Here is a 530-nt window from a genome sequence, read left to right as displayed (position 1 = left end):
GAACCGAATGAGGACGCGACCGTCGTCAATATCTCCAAGGGCGAGACGCCGGGCAATGTGCCGTACACGCGCCCATTCCTCTACCCCGACTTCAAGACCGCGGTCGCCTATCTGACCTCGGCCGAATATGCGGCGGCCAAGGACAATTACCGTAACTATTACAGCGACGCGCAACGCACCGATTATCTCGGCTATGTCGCGATGACGGCGAAATTGAGCAGCGCGGTGACCTATGACGCCAAGGTCTATTATCACCACAATGACGGTGTCGGTGTCGTCGCGGGCCCGATCACGGTCGCTGGCCTGCCGCAGCTCTTCTCGGTCTACTATCCGGGGCAGAACCTCTCGACCGTGTTCGGCGGATCGGGCTTCGCGACGCGCACGACCGAATATCGCATCGATCGCGGTGGCATCGCCCAGACGCTGAAACTGTCGCTGGGCAACCATGACATCGAATTTGGCGGCTGGTTCGAGCGGCAAAGCTCTTCGGCCTTCCGTCGCTGGTACGCGCTCGACATCAATAACCCGTC

Annotated in this window: 1 protein-coding gene; it reads left to right on the top strand. The window is 60.4% G+C overall.

The window, feature by feature from the left end; genetic code table 11:
- The coding region (locus AACY52_RS29960; protein WP_339561326.1) for a hypothetical protein at positions 1-530 on the top strand (530 nt) is incomplete at both ends.

It is taken from the genome of Pseudomonas sp. EA_65y_Pfl1_P113, from assembly GCF_963970525.1.
Taxonomy (GTDB): domain Bacteria; phylum Pseudomonadota; class Gammaproteobacteria; order Pseudomonadales; family Pseudomonadaceae; genus Aquipseudomonas; species Aquipseudomonas tritici.
This window is presented reverse-complemented; position numbering and strand designations above follow the sequence as displayed.